At 62.7% G+C, this 20,882-nt stretch carries 23 protein-coding genes, 1 pseudogene and 1 riboswitch; of the genes and pseudogenes, 10 read left to right on the top strand and 14 right to left on the bottom strand.

The features are described from left to right. Positions 1-39: 39 nt before the first annotated feature. The 6 genes from tolB to ydfG form a co-directional block, all read right to left on the bottom strand. Complete coding sequence (gene tolB, locus AWB67_RS21000; RefSeq protein WP_087658151.1) at positions 40-1,329, bottom strand: Tol-Pal system beta propeller repeat protein TolB; 1,290 nt, start codon at positions 1,327-1,329, stop codon at positions 40-42. A gap of 95 nt (positions 1,330-1,424) precedes the next feature. Then, positions 1,425-2,489, bottom strand: coding sequence for a cell envelope integrity protein TolA (gene tolA, locus AWB67_RS20995; protein WP_087658150.1), 1,065 nt, complete (start codon positions 2,487-2,489; stop codon positions 1,425-1,427). Continuing rightward, positions 2,486-2,932 (bottom strand): protein TolR, encoded by a 447-nt coding sequence (tolR, locus tag AWB67_RS20990; protein WP_087658149.1) that lies wholly within the window; start codon positions 2,930-2,932, stop codon positions 2,486-2,488. Before tolR ends, tolA begins: the two co-directional genes overlap by 4 nt. 10 nt (positions 2,933-2,942) lie before the next feature. Beyond that, positions 2,943-3,620, bottom strand: a complete 678-nt coding sequence (tolQ, locus tag AWB67_RS20985) for a protein TolQ (RefSeq protein WP_062632685.1) — start codon at positions 3,618-3,620, stop codon at positions 2,943-2,945. A 188-nt stretch (positions 3,621-3,808) separates the two neighbouring features. After that, positions 3,809-4,285, bottom strand: coding sequence for a tol-pal system-associated acyl-CoA thioesterase (gene ybgC / locus AWB67_RS20980; protein WP_087658167.1), 477 nt, complete (start codon positions 4,283-4,285; stop codon positions 3,809-3,811). Between the two features lie 52 nt (positions 4,286-4,337). Beyond that, positions 4,338-5,084, bottom strand: coding sequence for a bifunctional NADP-dependent 3-hydroxy acid dehydrogenase/3-hydroxypropionate dehydrogenase YdfG (gene ydfG / locus AWB67_RS20975; RefSeq protein ID WP_087658148.1), 747 nt, complete (start codon positions 5,082-5,084; stop codon positions 4,338-4,340). 1,188 nt (positions 5,085-6,272) lie between these two features. Here ydfG and ltrA point away from each other — a divergent pair. The 8 genes and pseudogenes from ltrA to AWB67_RS20935 all read left to right on the top strand — a co-directional run bounded on the left by ltrA (position 6,273) and on the right by AWB67_RS20935 (position 12,855). Then, a complete protein-coding gene (gene ltrA / locus AWB67_RS20970) occupies positions 6,273-7,973 on the top strand; it encodes a group II intron reverse transcriptase/maturase (RefSeq protein WP_087658147.1) in 1,701 nt (566 codons plus the stop codon). A gap of 94 nt (positions 7,974-8,067) precedes the next feature. After that, positions 8,068-8,166, top strand: a riboswitch (ZMP/ZTP riboswitch). A gap of 169 nt (positions 8,167-8,335) precedes the next feature. After that, entirely contained in the window at positions 8,336-9,583 is a 1,248-nt protein-coding gene (gene glyA / locus AWB67_RS20965; protein WP_087658146.1) for a serine hydroxymethyltransferase, read from the top strand. Between the two features lie 6 nt (positions 9,584-9,589). Then, complete coding sequence (gene nrdR, locus AWB67_RS20960) at positions 9,590-10,072, top strand: transcriptional regulator NrdR (protein ID WP_087658145.1); 483 nt, start codon at positions 9,590-9,592, stop codon at positions 10,070-10,072. Between the two features lie 151 nt (positions 10,073-10,223). Then, a pseudogene (locus AWB67_RS20955) lies at positions 10,224-10,770 on the top strand (GspH/FimT family pseudopilin). Continuing rightward, positions 10,767-11,144 (top strand): type IV pilus modification PilV family protein, encoded by a 378-nt coding sequence (locus AWB67_RS20950; RefSeq protein ID WP_235025240.1) that lies wholly within the window; start codon positions 10,767-10,769, stop codon positions 11,142-11,144. Before AWB67_RS20955 ends, AWB67_RS20950 begins: the two are co-directional and overlap by 4 nt. Continuing rightward, entirely contained in the window at positions 11,141-11,902 is a 762-nt protein-coding gene (locus AWB67_RS20945) for a PilW family protein (protein WP_087658144.1), read from the top strand. The genes AWB67_RS20950 and AWB67_RS20945 overlap by 4 nt, the downstream gene beginning before the upstream one ends. Further along, positions 11,899-12,396, top strand: coding sequence for a pilus assembly PilX family protein (locus tag AWB67_RS20940; protein WP_087658143.1), 498 nt, complete (start codon positions 11,899-11,901; stop codon positions 12,394-12,396). Before AWB67_RS20945 ends, AWB67_RS20940 begins: the two co-directional genes overlap by 4 nt. Positions 12,397-12,408: 12 nt before the next feature. Then, positions 12,409-12,855 (top strand): type IV pilin protein, encoded by a 447-nt coding sequence (locus AWB67_RS20935; RefSeq protein WP_087658142.1) that lies wholly within the window; start codon positions 12,409-12,411, stop codon positions 12,853-12,855. Positions 12,856-12,860: 5 nt separating this feature from the next. On the opposite strand, the gene AWB67_RS20930 is transcribed toward AWB67_RS20935, so the two are convergent. The 4 genes from AWB67_RS20930 to AWB67_RS20915 form a co-directional block, all read right to left on the bottom strand. Continuing rightward, positions 12,861-13,373 (bottom strand): DUF3318 domain-containing protein, encoded by a 513-nt coding sequence (locus AWB67_RS20930; RefSeq protein ID WP_087658141.1) that lies wholly within the window; start codon positions 13,371-13,373, stop codon positions 12,861-12,863. A 46-nt stretch (positions 13,374-13,419) separates the two neighbouring features. Beyond that, positions 13,420-13,800: a phage holin family protein gene (locus AWB67_RS20925; protein ID WP_087658140.1), complete on the bottom strand. Its 381-nt coding sequence runs from the start codon at positions 13,798-13,800 to the stop codon at positions 13,420-13,422. Positions 13,801-13,964: 164 nt separating this feature from the next. After that, the gene (locus AWB67_RS20920) at positions 13,965-14,267 is read right to left on the bottom strand and encodes an ElaB/YgaM/YqjD family protein (RefSeq protein ID WP_087658139.1); all 303 of its coding nucleotides are present in this window, start codon (positions 14,265-14,267) and stop codon (positions 13,965-13,967) included. 278 nt (positions 14,268-14,545) lie between these two features. Continuing rightward, complete coding sequence (locus tag AWB67_RS20915; protein WP_087658138.1) at positions 14,546-15,736, bottom strand: acyl-CoA dehydrogenase; 1,191 nt, start codon at positions 15,734-15,736, stop codon at positions 14,546-14,548. 72 nt (positions 15,737-15,808) lie between these two features. Here AWB67_RS20915 and AWB67_RS20910 point away from each other — a divergent pair, with 72 nt between their 5' ends. Beyond that, positions 15,809-16,597, top strand: a complete 789-nt coding sequence (locus AWB67_RS20910; protein ID WP_087658137.1) for an IclR family transcriptional regulator — start codon at positions 15,809-15,811, stop codon at positions 16,595-16,597. Between the two features lie 224 nt (positions 16,598-16,821). On the opposite strand, the gene kynA is transcribed toward AWB67_RS20910, so the two are convergent. From kynA to kynB, 3 genes are read right to left on the bottom strand one after another with little or no spacing between them, the layout of a single operon-like run. Beyond that, a complete protein-coding gene (gene kynA, locus AWB67_RS20905) occupies positions 16,822-17,706 on the bottom strand; it encodes a tryptophan 2,3-dioxygenase (protein WP_087658136.1) in 885 nt (294 codons plus the stop codon). Between the two features lie 13 nt (positions 17,707-17,719). Beyond that, on the bottom strand, positions 17,720-18,970 hold the full coding sequence (gene kynU / locus AWB67_RS20900; RefSeq protein ID WP_087658135.1) for a kynureninase: 1,251 nt from the start codon (positions 18,968-18,970) through the stop codon (positions 17,720-17,722). A gap of 31 nt (positions 18,971-19,001) precedes the next feature. Next, complete coding sequence (gene kynB / locus AWB67_RS20895) at positions 19,002-19,631, bottom strand: arylformamidase (protein ID WP_087658134.1); 630 nt, start codon at positions 19,629-19,631, stop codon at positions 19,002-19,004. Between the two features lie 135 nt (positions 19,632-19,766). Between kynB and AWB67_RS20890 the strand changes: the two genes are divergently transcribed. Further along, positions 19,767-20,258 carry an Lrp/AsnC family transcriptional regulator gene (locus tag AWB67_RS20890; RefSeq protein ID WP_087658133.1) on the top strand — a complete coding sequence of 164 codons (492 nt, stop codon included), beginning with the start codon at positions 19,767-19,769 and terminating at the stop codon, positions 20,256-20,258. On the opposite strand, the gene AWB67_RS20885 is transcribed toward AWB67_RS20890, so the two are convergent. Continuing rightward, positions 20,259-20,771 (bottom strand): flavin reductase family protein, encoded by a 513-nt coding sequence (locus AWB67_RS20885; protein ID WP_087658132.1) that lies wholly within the window; start codon positions 20,769-20,771, stop codon positions 20,259-20,261. Positions 20,772-20,882: the final 111 nt, after the last annotated feature.

Below are 20,882 nucleotides of genomic sequence, written 5' to 3'. Positions count from 1 at the left end.
TTACTCTCCTTGTGTTATTGCGCAACTAAATGCATGAGGTTATTGCATGAACGGACCCCAGGACGGCTCGCGTACGATGCCACCCTGCACGGACAAGACTTGCCGCGTCCGACCGTCGGTCGAAACGGCAGCCAACACGCCACGCCCGTTCACCTGGGTGGCGTAGAGGATGTACTGACCATTCGCCGCGAAGCTGGGCGATTCGTCGTGCGTCGTGTCGGTGAGGCCTGTTGCCGAGCCGGACCCGAGGTCCTGCACGTACAGCTTGAAGCCGCCGCCAGTACGCGAAATGTACGCGAGTTGCTTGCCGTCCGGGCTCACGCGCGGGCTTGTATTGTAGTTGCCCGTGAAAGTGACGCGCTGTGCCGCGCCGGCGCTTTCGCCGTTCGCGGACATCTTGTAGATCTGCGGCTGGCCCCCGCGATCGCTCGTGAAGTAGATCGAGTTGCCGTCAGGAGAGTAGGCGGGCTCGGTGTCGATCGAGCTGCCTTGCGTCAGGCGGCGCAGGCCGCTGCCATCCGCATTGACTTCGAAAACCTGCGTGTTACCCGTGCGCGACAGCGCGACCGCGAGCTTGCGGCCGTCCGGCGACCACGCCGGCGCGCTGTTGTTGCCCTTCTGGTTCGACACGACGATGCGCTTGCCCGTCGGCAGGTCGTGGATGTAGACGACCGGTTTCTTCTTCTCGAACGAGACGTACGCGACCTTCGTGCCGTCAGGCGACCAGGCGGGTGAGATGATCGGCTCGGGGCTGTTGAGCGCGATGCGCGCGTCCTGGCCGTCGGAATCGGAAATTTGCAACTGGTACTTGCCGCCCGTCTGGATGACGTACGACAGACGCGTCGCGAATACGCCGCGGCCGCCGAGCAGCTTGGCGTAGATGTAATCGGCGACCTTGTGCGCGCTCATGCGCAGGCCGCTCTCGGGGCTGACGAGGGAGAGGCCGCCGAGGCTTTGCTGCTTGACCGTGTCGTACAGGCGGAAGCGCACTTCGTACTGGCCGTTGGCGAGCCGCGTCACGCTGCCGGAGACGAACGCGTCGGCGCCTTTTGCCTTCCAGCTCCCGAGATCGACGGAATCGGTTTCGGCGACCGGCGTGCTGCCCGCTTCGATGTTGGTGAACTTGCCGCTGCGCGCCAGATCCTGACGCACGATGGCGCTCACCTGCTGCGGCGAGTTCGCCTCGTTGGCGAAGTTGGCGGTCGCGATCGGAAACTGCGTCGAGCCGACGCCGGTCACGAGCACGTTCAGCTCCGCATGCGCGGTGCCGGCGGCGATCAGGCAAGACGCGATCAGCGTCCTCAGGCCAAGCTTTGTCATCAAACTCATGCTGTATACGTTCCCAAAAGCGATTTTTAAACTATTCGAAACTGCAGAACAGACCGCCGGCTGCACGATTCGTTCCCACACGGTCAAATCCGCCATCAGCCGCCGGCCGGACGCAGCGTAATGGTAAAGGACGCTGGCGCCTGGCCGTTGATGTCGACCGGCATCGGATCCGAGCGCTGTACCGCGCGCAAAGCCGCTTGGTCCCATTGCTCGTTGCCGCTCGAACGCGAGATGCTGGACGAAAGCAGCGTACCCGATGGCGCGCAACGCACCGTCACCACGGTCTCGAGGCCGGTCGTTTCACCGCTCCACACGATCTTCGGCCGCACAAGCCGCTGCACCTTCTCCGCATATCCGGCCGATGTCGCATTCCCACCCGCGCCGCGCCCCGTACCGCTCTTCGCAAGCCCTTCACCGCTGTCACTCGATCCACCGCCCGCCTGCCCCTGCAACTGCGCGAGGCGCGCGCGTCGTTCACCATCGAGCTTGGCTTTCGCCGCAGCATCGGCTTTGGCTTTTTCCTTCGCTTTCGCATCGGCGTCCGCCTTGGATTTCGCCTGCGCGTCGGCCTTCTCCTTGGCGTCCTTCTGTTCCTTCTGCTGCTCGAGCTTTTCAGCGTCCTTCTGCTGTTGCGCCTTCAGTTGCTGCTGTTTCTGCTGATCGAGCTTTTGCTGATCCGCCTGCTTCTGCTTCTCGACCTGCTTCTGCTTTTCCTGCGCGGCCTTCTGCGCCGCGACCGCTGCCGCCTGCTGCGCAGCGAGCTGTTGCTGACGTTTCGCTTCGGCTTCCTGCTGTTCCTGTTGCTGCTGGCGACGCTGCTCCGCGAGTTGCGCCTCGCGCGCCGCGGCTTCCTGCTGCTTGCGCTTCTTTTCCTGCAACGCGATGTCGGCTTCTTCGTCCTTCGCGGGCGGCGGCGCGGGCTGCACCTTGACAGGCACGGGCGGCGGCGGAGCGGGGCGGGGCGTCGGCGTCGACAGGTCCGGAATCTCCGTCCACAGTTCCGCTTCGGAACCGGCCGGCGTGTTGTTCTGCCAATTGATGCCGTGATACAGCAGCCAGCCGAGCAGCAGATGCATCAGCGCGGCGAGCGCGAACGCTTTCCACGTGCCGCGTTCGCGCGGCGGACGTATGGGTCGGGCGCGGGTCTGCCGGGTGGTCATTGCGATTTGACTAGCAATCCGACGCGTTTGACCCCGCGCGCCTTCATGTCGGACATCACGTTCATGACGACTTCGTACTTCACCGTCTTGTCGGCGGCGATCACGACCGGCTGGTCAGGATGCGACTCCTGCCGGTTCAGCACGAATGTGTTGAGCTGATCCTTTGTCATGTTCTGCTGCTGTGCCGCGCCGCCGTCTTCCTTGTAGCGGACGTTCATGCTGCCGTCGGCCTTGATGTTGACGACGAGCGGCGGCGTCTGCTCCTGCGGCTGCGCGTTGCCGACCGTCGGCAGGTTGATGATCGACGGCGAGACGAGCGGCGCCGTCACCATGAAGATGACGAGCAGCACGAGCATCACGTCGATATAAGGCACGACGTTGATATCGGACATCGCGCGGCGTGAACTGCCGCGCATGCTGGAACGAGTGGGGCCTCCGGCCATCGCGTGCTCCTTAGTGCGCCTGACGCTGCAAGATGTTCGAGAACTCTTCGATGAACGTCTCGAAGCGGATCGCCAGGCGGTCGATATCGTGTGCGTAGCGGTTGTAAGCGACCACCGCCGGAATCGCCGCGAACAGGCCGATCGCGGTCGCGACGAGCGCTTCCGCAATACCCGGCGCCACGTTCGCGAGCGTGGCCTGCTGCACGTTCGCGAGACCGCGGAACGAATTCATGATCCCCCAGACCGTGCCGAATAGACCGATATACGGACTCACCGACCCCACCGACGCGAGAAACGCGAGATTTGCCTCGAGCACGTCCATCTCGCGCTGGAAGGCGGCGCGCATCGCACGGCGGGAGCCGTCGAGGATCGCGCCCGGATCGGTGATGCGGCGTTCCTTGCCCTTCAGGAATTCGCGCATACCCGATTCGAAGATACGCTCGAGCGCGCCGATCGTGTGACGGTTGTTGGCGGCGCTCTGATACAGCGCCTGGAGGTCGCCGCCCGACCAGAAATCGCGCTCGAAGCGCTCGGTCTGCGCGCGGGCGCGCCGGATGGCGAACCACTTGCGGAAGATGAAAGTCCACGATAGCAGCGACAGTATCAGCAGCAGCGCCATCACGGCCTGCGCAAGCAGGCTCGCGTGGATTACGAGAGAAACGATCGACAGGTCTTGTGTGTTGTTCATAAAGGTCCGCTGTTACGTCCCGGAAGGGGCGTCCGGTCAGAGGTGTGTCAGGCTTTCGTGACGCTGTTGAAAGTCCAGGCTTCCGCCGGCTCATGCTCGATGTTGCTTGCCCTGCACCGCAGGCTTGGTGTTGTTCAGGTCACGACGAGTTCATTGTTTCTGACGGCGCTCATAGGGCTGCGCGGCATTCATGCGTGATTCACGGCCGGCCCGCGCTTCAATCCCTCGAGCACCGCTTTCGGAATGCCGGTGGGCCGGAAGGACGAATGATCGACCGATGCCACCCGGATGTCGCCGGCTGCGAGCAGAACGCCGTCGCGCCACGCTTCCTGGTGAAAATCCACCGACGCCCGGCCGAGCCGCTCGATCCGGCTCGCGACGCGCACGACATCGTCGAGCCGCGCCGGCGCCGAATAATCGACCGCCGTGCGCTTCACCACGAACACGACGCCATCCGACTCGATCAGCTTTTGCTGGTCGATGCCGCACGCGCGCAGCCATTCGGTGCGCGCTCGCTCGAAGAACTTCAGGTAGTTCGCGTAGAAGACGATGCCGCCGGCGTCGGTGTCCTCGTAGTACACGCGAATCGGCCAGTCGAAAATCTGCGGGTCGTTCGCGCGCTCAGTCGCCTGCCCAGTTGTCCGCTGAGGCTCGCTGCTAGACATATTCATCCGCGCATTTTACCGGAAGCCACGCAACTGACGCCAAATGAGGCATTCAGCCGCGATGAATTTGCAACGGTGCGAACGTCTGCGCGATCGGCATCAGCTCGATTGCGTTGACGTTGACGTGCGCGGGGCGCGTCGCGATCCAGTAGATCGAATCGGCAATGTCTTCGGCCGTGAGCGGCTGCAGGTCCTTGTAGACGCCGGCCGCTTTCTCGTCGTCGCCCTTGAAGCGCACGTTCGAGAATTCGGTGCCGCCGCACAGGCCCGGCTCGATGTCGGTGACGCGCAGTGCCGTGCCCGCCAGGTCCGAGCGCAGGTTCAGGCTGAACTGACGCACGAACGCCTTGCTCGCGCCGTAAACGTTCCCGCCCGCGTACGGGTAGGTGCCCGCGACCGAGCCGATGTTGAACACGTGGCCGCGATTGCGCTCGACCATGCCCGGCAGCACGGCGTGCGTGACCGCGACGAGGCCCGTGCAGTTCGTGTCGATCATCTTCTTCCAGTCGTCGAGATTCGCGCGCTGCGCGGGCTCGAGTCCGAGCGCGAGGCCCGCGTTGTTCACGAGGACGTCGATCTGCGAGAACGCTTCGGGCAGCGAGGCGAGGGCGGCGGCGATGGCGGCGTCGTCGCGGACGTCGAGTTCGATCGGCAAGAGCGCGTCGCCGAGTTCCTTCGACAGCGCGAGAAGACGGTCCTTGCGCCGCGCGGTCGCGATCACGCGATGGCCGCCTTTCACGAAAGTGCGGGCGATGGCGGCGCCGAAGCCGGCCGACGCGCCAGTGACGAATACGATCATGAGCGGATTCCGGTTGTGAGGGAGGGAAACGACGTCGGCGCGGCGCACGGGCGCTCTCGGCGACGGCGCAAAGCGTACTTCCATTGGTGCGGCGCGGCAAGTCGAAGGCAATGCATGTGCGCAGCTTTCATTGGGAACGAACGATCGTGTGATTAAAGCATGCCCGCTGCCGCCCGAACCATGCGGGCCGGGCGCCTGCGCGCGGTTGCCTATTCGAGGACAGCCCATTACACTACAACGCTCAGTGCGACACGTCGCATCGAACCTTGACGGCGAAAGCTGTCCATCGTTGGCCCTTGCGCTGACACTTGTGTAACAAAGCGAGACCCGGTGAAGTGTCGGGAATCGCATTGCAACAGCTTGGTTACCATCAAGCTCCGCCTGGTTCGCGGCTTCAACTCCGCCTACCGAGCGGATTGATGTTTGCAGTTGCCCGTGCTTTCAACGCGGGGTTTGTTAATGTTCGAGCGGAAGCTCGATTTGTCATTGTTCGACCTCAGTGTACCGAGGCAGTGAACCCGTTGTACGACCAACGGTAGCCTATGAAGGCATGCGTCGTGGGTAACCGCGAGGTGTGAAGCCCTTCTGACAATGTAGCCCCCGATTTTGCGGGTATGCGGCGGTCGCGAGACGGCTGTATAGAAACTCCGAGCAGCGTTGGGGTAAGGAGCTAGGCTGGCTGGTATGGGTAACGTATGTGAACTGCTGATAAACGTCGTGAGTAGTAGGTGCCAAAGCTGCTGGTAGGCACTAACCAACAGGTACGTGGTGAGCTGCCGCGCTTGAGTGTCGCGGTACGTCGTTTCAAACGCCACCGGCGAATAGGCAGACCCTAACCCAGTCGTGTGACAGATCGGGAACGTGGTAAGCCCGTATGGTTGCCAGTGCGGTTTGGCTGGCAGGCGGACCGTAAGGAACGCTGTTGATTGTGCGGGTATGGGACGACGGAAAAAGCGAATGCCGGGCGGTAATGGTCCGGATAGGGGTTGGGACATCACCCCACGCGAAAGCGGGCAGACTTCCGTCTGGTCTACCGTCGCAAGATGGCTGACTGACCCTTGTTCACTTGGTGAGGTACGGATGCTTGCGTCCGTACTGAATGTAATTGTTGTTCCCCAGCGGGGCGTATCTGCCCCGCTGGGGGAGATGCGTCTTCTGCTTGGGGACTTTTCCAAGTAGGAGAGCAGCATGAAAGTATCTGGTCGAAAGACTGGATCTGCGCTTTCCCACGCGCCGGACAACTGGTACGCCATCGATTGGCGTCGGGTTGAACGGAACGTGAGGGGAATGCAGATTCGAATTGCGAAGGCGACGCGGGAAGGCAAATGGCGCAGAGTGAAAGCCCTGCAACGGATGTTGACTCGCACGTTGTCCGCCAAGCTGTACGCGGTACGACGTGTTACACAGAACCAGGGTGCGCGAACGGCGGGAGTCGACCGCGAGCTATGGGATTCGCCTGAAAGTCGACGGCTCGCCGTCGATCGGTTGAAGCGGCGCGGTTATAAGCCTCTGCCTTTACGGAGGGTCTTTATCCCCAAAGCCAATGGGAAAGAACGCCCTCTGGGCATTCCGACCCTGCATGACAGGGCGATGCAAGCTCTGCACTTGCTGGCTTTGGAGCCAGTGGCTGAGTCGGCGAGCGATCCGAACTCTTATGGGTTCCGGACTCATCGCTCGACGGCTGATGCCATGGGTCAGATTCGCGTCTGTATGTCCAAAGGGGGATCAGCCCAATGGGTATTGGAAGCGGATATCCAAGGCTGCTTTGACCACATCGACCACGACTGGTTGGAGCGCAATGTCCTCATGGACACAGCAATCCTCCGAAAATGGTTGAGAGCTGGCCTGATTTACGAAGGTCAGTTTCAGGCGACGAAGGCCGGTACGCCGCAGGGAGGGATCATCTCCCCGACGTTGGCGAATGTGACGTTGAACGGGCTGGAACGAGAACTGGACGCGCACCTCCGTGCGAAGTTTGGAATTGGGAAGGCCAAGAAGTTGAAGGTTCATGTGGTGCGGTACGCGGATGACTTCGTGATCACCGGCGTCTCGCAAGAGATACTGGTCAGCGAAGTCCGACCTTGGATAGAAACATTCCTCGCGGTTCGGGGTCCGCAACTCTCTGAGGAGAAAACGCGGGTCACACATATTGACCAGGGCTTCGATTTCCTTGGGTGGAATTTCCGAAAGTACTCGGGAAAGATGCTCATTCAACCAAGCAAGAAAAACGCGCAAGCGTTCTATCGCAAGGTTGCGGAAACGATCAGCGGTAACAAAGCGGCAAAGCAAGCGGATTTAATCCGGTTGCTGAACCCGCTATTACGTGGATGGGCCGAGTATCACCATCGCGTATCCGCTAAGAAGGCGTACAGCCGCATGGAGTATCTGGTCTTCCAGAAACTCTGGCGGTGGTCTAAACGGCGACATCCGAATAAGGGCTCTGATTGGGTGAGACGGAAGTACTTCCACTCGGTCAATGCCCGCAATTGGGTGTTTGGCGTTCCCATCGTTGCGGGGGATGGCGGTCGGCGGCTGCTTGAGCTCTACTCACTCAGTGGGACGGCGATCAAGTATCCGACGAAAATCAAAGGGGAATACAACCCTTTTGATCCCGCATGGGAGCAGTATGGGGAGGAATTGCGACAGGAGCGCATGCTGCACTCGTTGCGCCATCAAAAGCAATTGGTTAAGTTGTTCATGTCGCAAAGTGGGCTGTGTGCACTTTGTAACTGTGCCTTGACTCAAGAAACACGCTGGCACGACCATCATCTGGTGTATCGGATGCATGGTGGTACGGACGCATTGTCCAACCGTGTGTTGCTCCATCCCCACTGTCACCAAAAGGTGCACGCGGGTAAACTTGCTGTAACTAAGCCGGTTCCCCAATAGGGCGAACTTTGTAGTAGGCTTGAGCTGTATGCGGGGAAACTCGCACGTACAGTTCTTAGGGGGCCCTTCTTCCATAAGGAAGAGGGGCTACCCTACAACTCCGCGTGACTGGCGATAGAATCTTTGGATTCAAGGTGGAACGACCCACCGGGAAGCGCGGAGTGTCGTTTTGCCGTTCGCCTGGGCAGCTGAGATCCGCGCGCCGTCGCTGCGCTGCCGGTGGCTGTCCTGTCCGCGCCATCTGCGTGAGCGGAGCCTTGCTCCCGCCACGCCAGGACCCATCCTGCACCTTGCGCCATGTGCCGCAGCCATGCTCGCGCACGCGCGATCCGGTCAACCTGACTAGACCTTACGGAAAACGTATGTTTGACAAAGCCAAAAGCACCATTGCCAGCGTCGATCCTGAAATCTTCAAGGCGATCGAACAGGAAAACCGCCGCCAGGAAGATCACATCGAACTGATCGCGTCGGAAAATTACACGAGCCCGGCCGTGATGGCCGCGCAAGGCTCGCAACTCACGAACAAGTACGCCGAAGGCTATCCCGGCAAGCGTTATTACGGCGGCTGCGAATACGTCGATATCGTCGAACAGCTCGCCATCAACCGCGTGAAGGAACTCTTCGGCGCCGAAGCCGCGAACGTGCAGCCGAACTCCGGCTCGCAGGCGAACCAGGGCGTCTTCTTCGCGATGCTCAAGCCCGGCGACACCATCATGGGCATGAGCCTCGCCGAAGGCGGCCACCTGACGCACGGTTCGCCCGTGAACATGTCGGGCAAATGGTTCAAGGTCGTGAGCTACGGCCTGAACGCGGCCGAAGACATCGACTACGGCAAGACCGAGGAACTCGCCAAGGAACACAAGCCGAAGCTGATCGTGGCGGGCGCGTCGGCGTTTTCGCTGAAGATCGATTTCGCGCGTCTCGCGGAAATCGCAAAAAGCGTCGGCGCGTATTTCATGGTCGACATGGCGCACTACGCTGGCCTCATCGCGGCGGGCGTCTATCCGAATCCCGTGCCGCACGCCGACTTCGTCACGACCACGACGCACAAGAGCCTGCGCGGCCCGCGCGGCGGCGTGATCCTGATGAAGGCCGAGTTCGAGAAGCAGATCAACTCCGCGATTTTCCCGGGCATCCAGGGCGGGCCGCTGATGCACGTGATCGCCGCGAAGGCGGTCGCGTTCAAGGAAGCGCTGTCGCCGGAGTTCAAGGAATATCAGCAGCGCGTCGTCGAGAACGCGCGCGTGCTGGCCGAAACGCTCGTCAAGCGCGGTCTGCGCATCGTGTCGGGTCGCACGGAAAGCCACTTGATGCTTGTCGACCTGCGCGCGAAGAAGATCACCGGCAAGGCGGCGGAAGCCGTGCTCGGAGCCGCGCACATCACGGTCAACAAGAACGCGATCCCGAACGATCCGGAAAAGCCGTTCGTGACCAGCGGCGTGCGCCTTGGTTCGCCCGCCATGACGACGCGCGGTTTCGGCGTAAAGGAAGCGGAGATCGTCGGCAATTTGATCGCCGATGTCCTCGACAATCCGGAAGACCAGGCGAACCTCGAGCAAGTGCGCGCGAAGGTCGCGGAGCTGACGAAGCAGTTCCCGGTCTACGGCTAAGCCGCGATGCGCTGCCCATTCTGCCGTCATGACGACACGCAAGTGGTCGATTCGCGCGTGTCCGAAGACGGTGCGGCGATTCGCCGGCGGCGGCGCTGCCCGGCCTGCGACAAGCGTTTCACGACGTACGAGCGGGTCGAGCTTGCGTTGCCGTCGGTGGTGAAGAAGGACGGCAGCCGGACCGAATTCGATCGCGGCAAGATCGTCGCGAGCATGCAACTGGCGCTGCGAAAGCGCCCGGTTGCTGCGGACGCGATCGACGCCGCGGTCGCCCGCATCGAATATCAGTTGCTCGGCAGCGGCGAACGCGAAGTCCGCAGCGACCGTCTGGGCGAACTCGTGATGAACGAGTTGCGCCAACTCGACACGATCGCCTACGTGCGTTTCGCGTCCGTCTACAAGCGTTTCGAAGACGTCTCCGAATTCGAAGACGTGCTCGATGAATTCCGGCGCGCCGCGCCGAAGAAATCGACTTCCCGCAAGCGCTGAGCGTTTCTGCATTTCATTTTCCCCGTGCGTTAAAAACGTCGACGAGCAGTCTGTCGAGGTTTTCGCACGTCCGGTAGTCGGCCGTTCGGCCGATGGCGGCGGCCAGATTTTCTCTCTAGATTGAGCGCTGTTTTCACTCGATCGATGAGGGATGCAGATGACGCCTCGCCGCAAATCACCCGGTTTTACGCTCGTTGAACTGTCCGTCGTGCTCGCCGTCATGGCGATCATCGCGACGTTCGCGACGCCTTCTTTTGTCGCGTGGCACCTGCGCGACCAGGTCGATGCCCGCGCGCGCGCTCGTTTCGATGCTTTCTCTCGCGCGTTCCGAAGCGGTCAAGCGCGGCGCGCGCGTGACGCTTTGCCGTATCGACGCCGCGCGCCGGAGTCTCACGCCGGGCAAGCCCTGCGACGGCGGAGCGGCCGATTGGTCGTGCGGCTGGGCACTTTTCGTCGAACGCGATGGTGCGCCGACGCTGCTGCGTGCGCAGGCCGCGTCGCCATCGATTGCGATCGCGGGCGCGACGACCGATCTGTCGTTCACGCCGCCTTCGGGGCAGGTGATCGGAGGCTTTCGCAGCTTCGACTTCAGCGCGCGGAACGGAAAGTTGGCGACGACAAGCGCGAACCGCTGCATCCGGCTCGCAGCCGGCGGACGTGCGCGCATGACGCCCGGCGCGTGCGGAGCGGCGGCATGAGCGCCTTGCTTTGGAAGCAGCGGGGCGATTCGCTGATCGAAGTGATGATCGCGCTGTCGCTGACCGCCATTACCGCGCTCGGGCTGATCGCCGTGCAGACGTGGATTGCGCGCAGCGAGCGCAACGTGCTCGCGCGTGAGCGTGCCGCGTTGATCGCCGATTCCGTAGCCGAGGCCATACAGCGCGACGCGGATCGCGGGCCGGTCATCGCGCAGTGGCGTTCGCGGGCGGCGTCGATGCTGCCGCAGGGCGATGTCGCCGTGCTCGACCAGGCGGACGGCGTGCGCGTCGCCGTGGTGAGCTGGCATGCGGACGATACCTGCGCCGAGCCGCAGATCAAAAAAGCATGCGTCGTGTTGAGTTTCGCGCGATGACCAGACTCCAACCCAAAACTCGCGGCCACACGCTGCTCGAACTCACGATATCGATGGCGCTCGGGCTCCTCGTCGTAGTCGCGGCGCTTTCGCTGTATCGCGGACAGCGCGCGTCGCACGAGCGCGCCGCCGACGCCGCGCGCATGCACGACGCCGCGACCGCAGCGCTGGATCTCATTGGCCAGCAGTTGCAGATGGCCGCGTTCGCGCCGCTCGGCGCCGATGCCGGGCCGGCGCTCTTCGGCTGCTCGCAGGGCCGCGCGTACGGAACCGACGATGCGCCCGCCTGCGAATCGCTCGCGAGCCGCTCGGATGGCGTCTCGATCCGCTACGCCGCTGATGCCGTTTCGACGTGGCCGACGTCGTCCGGCGCGCCGACCGATTGTCTTGGACAGGCCGCGGGCGCGACTGTCACCAACCGCTTCTACGCGAAGGCGAGCAGTTCCACCAGCGAGCCTGAGCTGTATTGCGAAGGCGTGGGCAAGCAGGCGCAACCGGTCGTCGAAGGGATCGAGCGGCTGCGCATCGGCTGGTGGCTGAAGGACGCGTCAAGTTCCGTCGACTCCGCCGCCGTCCCGCGCGACCGCTGGTCCAGAGTATTCGCGGCCGACGTCTGCGTAGTGGTGCGCGGAGATGTGCTCGGGGCGGCAAAACGAAATTACGTCGATTGCGACGGCTCGATCGTGCTCGCCCCGGACGCCCGCACGCGCCAAGTGTTCTGGCGGCGCGTCGCGATAAGAAACGGGAGCCAAACATGAAGCGGCGCGCAAGGTCACGCGGCATGGTCCTGCCGATCGTGCTGCTCCTCTCGTCGATGATGCTGGTCACGGCCGGCGCGTGGCTCGAATCGTCGATCGTCGCGACGCGCGCTGCAGCAAGCCTGCGCGATCGCATCCAGGCGTTTCACGGCGCGGACAGCGCGCTCGCGAGATGCAGCCGGATCGTCATCGATTCGCCCGAGTTGACGCAGGACGCGCCGGCTGGTGAGCCGGTTCGATGGCGGCTGAAGGCATCGTTTGAGGGCGCGAGCGCCTTGGCGATTGCGCCGTTCGTAACGTGGCCTCACGCCGCTCGAACGCCGCAATGCCTGATCGAAGCGTGGTCGCGGCCGGGCAAAGGCGCTTCTTATCTGCTCACCGCGCGAGGTTTCGGATCGACTAAAGATTCCGAGGCGTGGCTGCAATTGCAGATCGAAATCGCGGAAAGCGGCACTACACGCCGGTGGCGGCGCGTCGTCGCAAAACCTTTTTGAGGACAATCGAAAATGATTCCGGCACAGCGAGGTTTTACGCTGCTCGAATTGATGATCGCGCTCGGCGTGGCCGCGATCATCGCTACGTTCGCGATTCCGGCGTACCGGACGCATGTCGCGAAAGCGCATCGCGTTGAGGCGGCGACGGCGCTGTATCGCGCGGCGCAGTTCGTCGAGACGGCTCGGGTTGTGCAGACGGCGGCCAGCACCGAAGGGCCGTCGTTGCCGGCGGGCTTCGATCAGGCGCCGGCGAACGGTGAGGCAGTGTATCGGTTGAAGCTTCTGGCAGAATCGTCGACGAACGGCGGCTATGCGATCGAAGCGGAGCCGCTCGCGCCCGGCCCGATGCAGAACGACGCGTGCGGCGTCTTCGTCATCGATGCAACGGGTGCGCGCTCGAATCGCACATCGGCCGAAATTGGGCCGTCACAGACAGCAACTTGCTGGGGCAGCCGATGAAAAGCTCAGAAGACAGTGGGATCGACGGCGTCGGTCGATGTTTCGGTGGACGTGGCCTTCATCTGCTGCCACACGCGAAAGCCTTCCCAGACGACGAGCCCGAGGCCACCCCACTTGAGCGCGGGCTTGGCGCCGCGCAGGATTTTGGTCCGGACAGGCTTGGTGAGAAGCAGCGAAGCGACCGATCCGATGATCGGATATTGCCGCAGCAGCGTGGTGAAGCTGCCGAGATTGCCGCCCGAGAGAAGCCCGGTCAGCAGCGACAAAATGCCACCGCCGCTGCTTGCCGCGCGGCCTTTGCCGAAGCCGCCCGCCTTGCGCCCGGGAATCAGCATCTTCAGAAAACTGAAATGCGTGACCGAATAGCGCAGGTCGGTCGTGGCCTGGGCGATCTCCATGCGCTCGACGTCCGCGCGCGCGATCAGCAATTCCTTGCGCAGGGCGCGCATGTGCGGCGTGCTCAGTTTGTGAGCCTGGGCGCGTTTTTGTGCTTTGAAGGTGTCGTCGGATTGGCTCATGTCGGTGCGGGCTCGTTGAATGTCGGCGGTTTCGTGAAAGGCGGCTTCAGCGGAACGTATCCCGATCCTTGCGGAACTCGGAAAGCGTCTCGTCGAACATGTTCGGAGCGTCGCGCAGGCCGTTGCGCGCCTTTATTCCGCAGAACGCGGCAACGAGTACGTAGGCCAGCGTGATGCCCGCGAGCGACTGCCACCGATAGGTGTCCCAGAAAAAGATGGCGATCAGGACCGTCAGGGTGATCAGGGCCATCATGGTGAGCATCATTGCCGCGAGACCCAGGAACAGCACGCCGATCAGGCGCTCCTTTTCCTCCTGCAACTCGATGCCGAGCAACTCGAGGCGCGTCTCGAAGATGGCGAATGTGGAACTCAGAATGCGGCGCAAGGGTCCGGGGGACGATTGCTGCGATGGCCTTTCAGTCGTCATGGCGTGGGCGCGAGGCGCGTTGGGTGGCGCTGAGTGGGACCGGCCGGTCCAGATGCGGACCGGCCGGCGCGGATGACAGGGCCGCTGCGTACCAAAGGCGCTTGGCTGCCGCTATCGTTGGCAAGAACCTGAGCAATCGACAGGCCATGCCCGCTGCATCAGCTTCAGCGGCGATTGATCAGCAAGCCGATCACGACGCCCACGCCCGCCGCGATGCCGATCGACGCCCACGGATGCTCGTGCACGTAATCGTCGGTAGCACGTGCGGCCTTCTTGCCTCGTTCGACGACCACGACCTGCGCGTCCGCTGCCTTTTCCTTGGCTTGCTTCAACTTCGTCAGAGCGGTCTCGCGTAGTTCGGACGCACGCTCGCCGGTCGCGCTGGCAGCCTGCTTCAGCAGGTCTTCTGCATCGGAGAGAACGGTTTTGATATCCGACATGAATCGCTCCTTATTGATTTCTGACATTGATGACTCCAATCGGGGTGAGGCTACGGGAATCGTAACCAAAGATGCGGTCGCTGACGAGCACCCTCCGGGTTCATGAAAACCACGGAACGCATGTTTCGTTCCCGCCGCGCCGAACAGCGCTGCGCGGCCGTGTCAAACGCATGTCCATGAATGGAGACGATCTGGCCCGCAAAAGTTTCCGCGAGCGACTTAAAATTACAACGGTTAAGCCGATGTTTAACAAAAAAGGCCAACGCAGACGTTCGCGTTGGCCTCCCATGAAAGCGCGCAGGACGTCAGAAGAACGCCTGAATGCCCGTCTGTGCGCGCCCGAGGATCAGCGCGTGAATATCGTGCGTGCCTTCGTACGTGTTGACGACTTCCAGATTCACGAGGTGGCGCGCGACGCCGAATTCATCGGAGATACCGTTGCCGCCGAGCATGTCGCGCGCGAGGCGGGCGATGTCCAGCGCTTTGCCGCACGAATTGCGCTTCATGATCGACGTGATTTCGACGGCGGCCGTGCCTTCGTCCTTCATGCGGCCGAGGCGCAGCACGCCTTGCAGGCCGAGCGTGATTTCGGTCTGCATGTCGGCGAGTTTCTTTTGAATCAACTGGTTGGCAGCGAGCGGCCGGCCGAACTGCTTGCGGTCGAGCGTGTATTGCCGCGCCGTGTGCCAGCATGCTTCAGCCGCGCCGAGCGCGCCCCACGCGATGCCGTAGCGCGCCGAGTTCAGGCAGGTGAACGGGCCTTTGAGGCCGCGCACTTCCGGAAACAGGTTTTCCTCGGGCACGAAGACTTCGTCCATCACGACTTCGCCGGTGATCGACGCGCGCAAACCGACCTTGCCGTGAATCGCCGGCGCCGACAGGCCCTTCCAGCCTTTTTCGAGAACGAAGCCGCGGATCTCGTCGCGGCCGTCTTCCTCGAGTTTCGCCCAGACGACGAACACATCGGCGATCGGCGAGTTCGAGATCCACATCTTCGATCCCGAGAGCGAGTAGCCGCCGTTCACCTTTTTTGCGCGAGTCGTCATGCTGGCCGGGTCTGAACCGGCGTTCGGTTCGGTGAGGCCGAAGCAGCCGATCCATTCGCCCGTCGCGAGCTTTGGCAGGTACTTTTCCTTTTGCGCGTCGGTGCCGAACGCGTTGATCGGCACCATCACGAGCGACGACTGCACCGACATCATCGACCGATACCCCGAATCCACGCGTTCCACTTCGCGCGCGATCAGGCCGTAGCTCACGTAGTTCAGGCCGGGGCCGCCGTACTGCTCGGGGATCGTCGGGCCGAGCAGGCCGAGTTCGCCCATCTCGCGAAAGATCGCAGGATCGGTTCTCTCTTCGCGGAACGCCGCCGTCACGCGCGGCTGGAGCTTGTCTTGCGCGTAGGCGCGCGCGGCGTCGCGGATCATGCGTTCTTCGTCGCTCAACTGATGATCGAGCAGCAAGGGGTCTTCCCAGTTGAATCGGGCGGCGTCGGCCATGTGCGTTCTCCTTGACTTAAGTTCCGCTATGCGGAACAATGTTTTGCAAATCACGATGGAGTTTAGCACTTGATGCTGAAGGCTTCCAACCGCAATCTGCCGCCGGACACTGCAATCGACGAGCGCAAGTTCGTCGTTGCGTTGGCGCGTGGGCTGGACATGCTGCGGGCGTTCCGGCCGGGCGAGGTCCTGCTCGGCAACCGCGACTTTGCCGAGCGCACCGGCCTGCCGAAGGCGACGGTCAACCGGCTCGCCTATACCCTCACGACGCTCGGCTACCTGCGTTTCGATGAAGCCGCCGGCAAATACGCGCTCGATACGGGCGTGCTGTCGCTAGGATTCGCACTGCTTGCGGGCGCCGACACGCTGGAACTCGCGCGGCCGCACATGCGCGAGCTGGCGCGCGAGATCGGGGCGGCGGTGTCGCTGGGATGCCGTGACGGGATGGACATGATCTATCTCGAAACGATTCGCAGCGAGACGGCGCTGACGCTTGGTCTCGCGCCCGGTTCGCGTCTTTCGATGCTGACGAGTTCGATGGGCCGCGCGTATCTCGCGGTGCAGGAGCCTGCGGTGCGCGCGGCGATGCTGGAGGAGCTGGGCGGCGCGGCCGGTGCCGATGGGCTGGCGCTAGTGAATGCGGCGGAACAAGCCGTCGAGGATTTTGCCCGCGACGGCTGCTGCTATTCGTTTCGCGACTGGCATGACGACGTCAACGCAATCGCCGCGCCGTTTCGAGATGTCCGCAACGGTCGATGGCTCGTGCTGAGCAGCAGCGGACCGGCGTCTTCGATGGGGGAGGGTTATTTTCGTGAGGTTATTGGGCCGAAGTTGCGGGCGTTGGCGGGGCGGCTGGCGTGATTTTGACGAGAGTTGATGGGAGGCGGTTTAACTGTTAGTGAATCGGGCCGCAAACGCTATCCCATTCGGTTTGCGTATAAGTGCATGGGTTGCACGTATTTCAGGCTCGTCAGGCGTTTGAGAAAAACCGCGCATCTCCGCTTCATTCGGTTTAAAACGGAGGCGCTATCAAATCAGGATGAAATAGCAGTGTGGCTAGAATGGCTGATGCGTTAGCTTCATTTTTACAGCACCGTCCTCACATGCCACAACTCCGGAAACAGCACGACATCGAGCATCTTGCGCAGATAGGGCGCGCCGTTTGTCCCGCCTGTGCCTTGCTTGAAGCCGATGATCCGCTCGACCGTCGTCACATGCCGGAAGCGCCATTGCCGGAACGCATCCTCCAGATCGACCAACTCCTCCGCCATCTCATAAAGCTCCCAATTCTGCGAAGGCTCCTGATAAACCTTCAGCCAGGCCGCCTCGACCGACGCGTCATGCGTCGTGGGCTGGGTGAAATCGCGGTTCAGGCGCTCCGGCGCGATCGGAAAGCCGCGTCGCGCTAACAGCCGAATCACTTCGTCGTAAAACGAAGGTGCTTCCAGAGTTGCCTGCACCTCGGCCAGCACAGCCTCCCGATGCGCATAAGGCTTCAGCATCTGCTCGTTCTTGTTCCCGAGCAAAAACTCGATCTGCCGATACTGATGCGATTGAAACCCCGACGACGCCCCCAGATACGGCCGCATCGCCGTGTATTCGGAGGGCGTCATCGTCGAGAGGACGCTCCACGCCTGCACGAGCTGCTCGAAAATCCGCGACACGCGCGCGAGCATCTTGAACGCTGGCGGCAACTCGTCGCGCTGAACCGCGGCGAGCGCCGCGCGCAATTCGTACAGCGCGAGCTTCATCCAGAGCTCGCTCGTCTGATGCTGCACGATGAACAGCATCTCGTTGTGATCGGGCGAGAGCGGATGCTGCGCCGACAGGATCGAATCGAGCGACAGGTAATCGCCGTAACTCATCGCGTCCGAGAAATCGAGCTTGGCGTCGTGCCAGCCTTCCTCTTTCGAGGGCTGCTGGTCGGAAGCGCCATACCCCATCGGACAGCCAGAAGAAATTTGTGTCATTTTTCGATACCTCTCAGGTCACGGCGCCGCGTTCGGCGAATTCAGGCGCGCGCCACGCCTCGGTTTCGAGCACGTCGCGCAGGACTTCGACCGCGTCCCAGACATCGACGAATCGCGTGTAGAGCGGCGTGAAGCCGAACCGCAGCACGCGCGGCTCGCGATAATCGCCGATCACGCCGCGCGCGATCAGCGCCTGCATGACCTCATAGCCGTTCGGATGCTCGAAACTCGCCTGCGAGCCGCGCTGGCCGTGCTCGCGCGGCGTGACGAGCGTGAGCGGAAACTTGCCGCAGCGTTCTTCCACGAGCTTGATGAACAGATCGCTCAGAGCGAGCGACTTGCGCCGCAGCGTCGCCATGTCGGTTTGAAGGAAGACGTCGAGCCCGCATTCGACGAGCGCCATCGAGATCACCGGCTGCGTGCCGCACAGGAAGCGTCCGATGCCATCGTCCGGACGGTAGGACGGGCTCATCTCAAAAGGCTTCTTGTGGCCCCACCAGCCCGAAAGCGGCTGCGAAAACGCGTTCTGATGGCGCTTCGGCACCCAGACGAACGCGGGCGAACCCGGCCCGCCGTTCAGATACTTGTACGTGCATCCAACCGCGTAATCCGCGCCGACGCCGTTCAGGTCGACCGGCACCGCACCCGCCGAGTGCGCCAGGTCCCACACGGCGAGCGCGCCCGCGCGGTGGATCAGTTGCGTGACGGCCGCCATGTCGTGCATGTAGCCGGTGCGGTAGTTGACGTGCGTGATCATCGCGATCGCGGTGTTTTCGTCGATCGCGGTGGCGAGTTCGGCGGGATCGTCGACGAGGCGCAGCTCGTAGCCGCGGTCCAGTTGCTCGATCAAACCCTGCGCGATGTAGAGATCGGTCGGGAAATTCGAGCGCTCGGAGACGATCACGCGGCGTTTCGGATCGTGTTCGTTGGCGAGCCGCAACGCCGCCGACAGCAGCTTGAAGAGGTTGCTCGAAATCGTATCGGTGACGACGACTTCGTCCGCGCTCGCACCGATCAGCGGCGCGAGCTTGTTGCCGAGGCGCTTTGGCAGCGCGAACCAGCCGGCCGTGTTCCAGCTTCGGATCAGGCCGTCGCCCCATTCGTCGGCGATCACGGCGGCGGCGCGCGCGGCGGCGGCTTTCGGCGGCACGCCGAGCGAGTTGCCGTCGAGGTAGATCACGTCCCGGCCGAGCGCGAACTGGTCGCGCAGGGCGCGAAGCGGGTCGTCGCCGTCGAGCGCCGCTGCATCGTCACGATGGTTCATCTTGATATCCGGTTGATTGCACTAAAGAAAATCAGGAAAGTGGACGCAGGACCGCGCGCACGGGGCTCGCGTCGAGCGTGGCGAATTTCAGCGGCAGCGCGATCAGTTCGTAGTCGCCCGGCGCGATGGCATCGAGCACCAGGCCTTCGAGAATCGCCATCCGATGCTCGCGGATACGCTGGTGAGCGGCCATCGTCTTCGATTCCTGCGGATCGAGCGACGGCGTATCGATGCCGATCAGCCGCACGCCGCTCGCCGCCAGCAAATCGACGGTTTCCGGCGCGACGGCGCAAAAATCGGGGTCCCAGGCGTCGAGCGCCGCCTGCGCATAGGTGCGCAGGAGCACGCGCGGCGGGGCGTCGGCGAGAAAATCGGCGATTTGATCGGGCGTCACGACCGGTTTCGCCCCGATGCAGTGAATCACGCGGCATCGGCCGATATAGGTGTCGAGCGCGACTTCGCCGATCGCCGCGCCGTCGGCGTCGTAATGCAGCGGGGCGTCGGCATGCGCGCCGGTGTGCGGCGAGAGCGTCAGCCGCGCGACGTTCACGGGCGAACCCGCTTCCATGCGCCACACGCGCTCGATGCCGACCGGCGTGTCGCCCGGCCAGACCGGCGTTTCGGGGCGAATCGGAGGGGAAATGTCCCAGAGAGGTGTCATTGGCGGGGCTTGGCGGAAAGTGTGGACATGCGTCAAATCATAGTCGCCATGCCCTGAAAAGTGCTTGCGAAATAACCACCCAAAACCGCGCGTCTTAGAACATAATTCGATGAAACGGGCCAGGGAGACTAAAAAATGACTGGGTTCACGCTCGATGCAACGGATTGCCGTATTTTGTCTGTGCTGCAGGAAGACGGAAGGATCAGCAACCTGGATCTGGCGGAGCGCATCTCGCTCTCGCCGTCCGCGTGTCTGCGACGGATGCGGCTGCTGGAAGAAGAGGGGGTGATCGCGAGCTATCGCGCGTGTCTGGATCGCGAGCGGCTCGGCATCGAACTGGAGGCGTTCGTCCACGTGTCGATGCGCAACGACCAGGAAAACTGGCACGAGACGTTCGCGTCGGCGGTGCGGGAGTGGCCGGAGGTGGTGAGCGCGTTCGTCGTGACGGGCGACACGCATTACGTGCTGCGCGTGCTCGCGCACAACCTCAAGCACTATTCGGATTTCATCCTGAGCAAGCTGTACAAGGCGCCGGGCGTGATCGACATCCGCTCGAACATTGTCCTGCAAACGATGAAGGACGAAGGCGGCGTGCCCGTTGCGTTGATCGAACAGCCGCGTCCGTAGTTATTCGACCGATCGCAGCGTGTGGAACGCGCCCGAGTGAAACACGAGCGGCGCGATGCTAGCGGCGTCCTCGTGCACGCCGCAGCGCTCCACCTCGCCGACGAAAATCACGTGGTCGCCTTCCTGATAGCGGCTGCGGTTGTGGCATTCGAACCACGCGAGGGCGCCGTCGAGCACGGGCATGCCGGTGTCGCCCGCTGCGTGCGAAACGCCGGCAAAGCGGTCGCCCTTGACCGTCGCGAAGCGCTTGCACAAGTCGATCTGCGACGCCGCCAGCACGTTCACCACGTAGTGGCTGTTCGCCTGAAACACCGGCATGGACGCCGATTTGGTCGCGAGGCTCCACAAGACGAGCGGCGGATTGAGCGAGACCGAATTGAAGGAACTGGCAGTGATGCCGATCAACTGGCCGGACGCCGCGCGCGTCGTGATGACGGTCACGCCGGTAGCGAACTGGCTCAACGCGCCGCGAAAGGCGGCAGGATCGAAATTCGGGAATTTGGCGCGTTTCATCGGGCGAGTGTGTCGTGTGCTACCGGACCGGCCGCGCGTCGCGCATGAGTCGGAAGGACTGTGCTGAAGTCATTTAAAAATGGGCGAATTGTTTCGATTCTAGCGGAATCG

Origin of the sequence: Caballeronia terrestris (assembly GCF_001544515.1) — a bacterium.
In the GTDB taxonomy this organism is placed as follows: domain Bacteria; phylum Pseudomonadota; class Gammaproteobacteria; order Burkholderiales; family Burkholderiaceae; genus Caballeronia; species Caballeronia terrestris.
The sequence above is the reverse complement of the archived record's forward strand: the minus strand, read 5'-3'. Positions and strand labels throughout refer to the sequence as shown.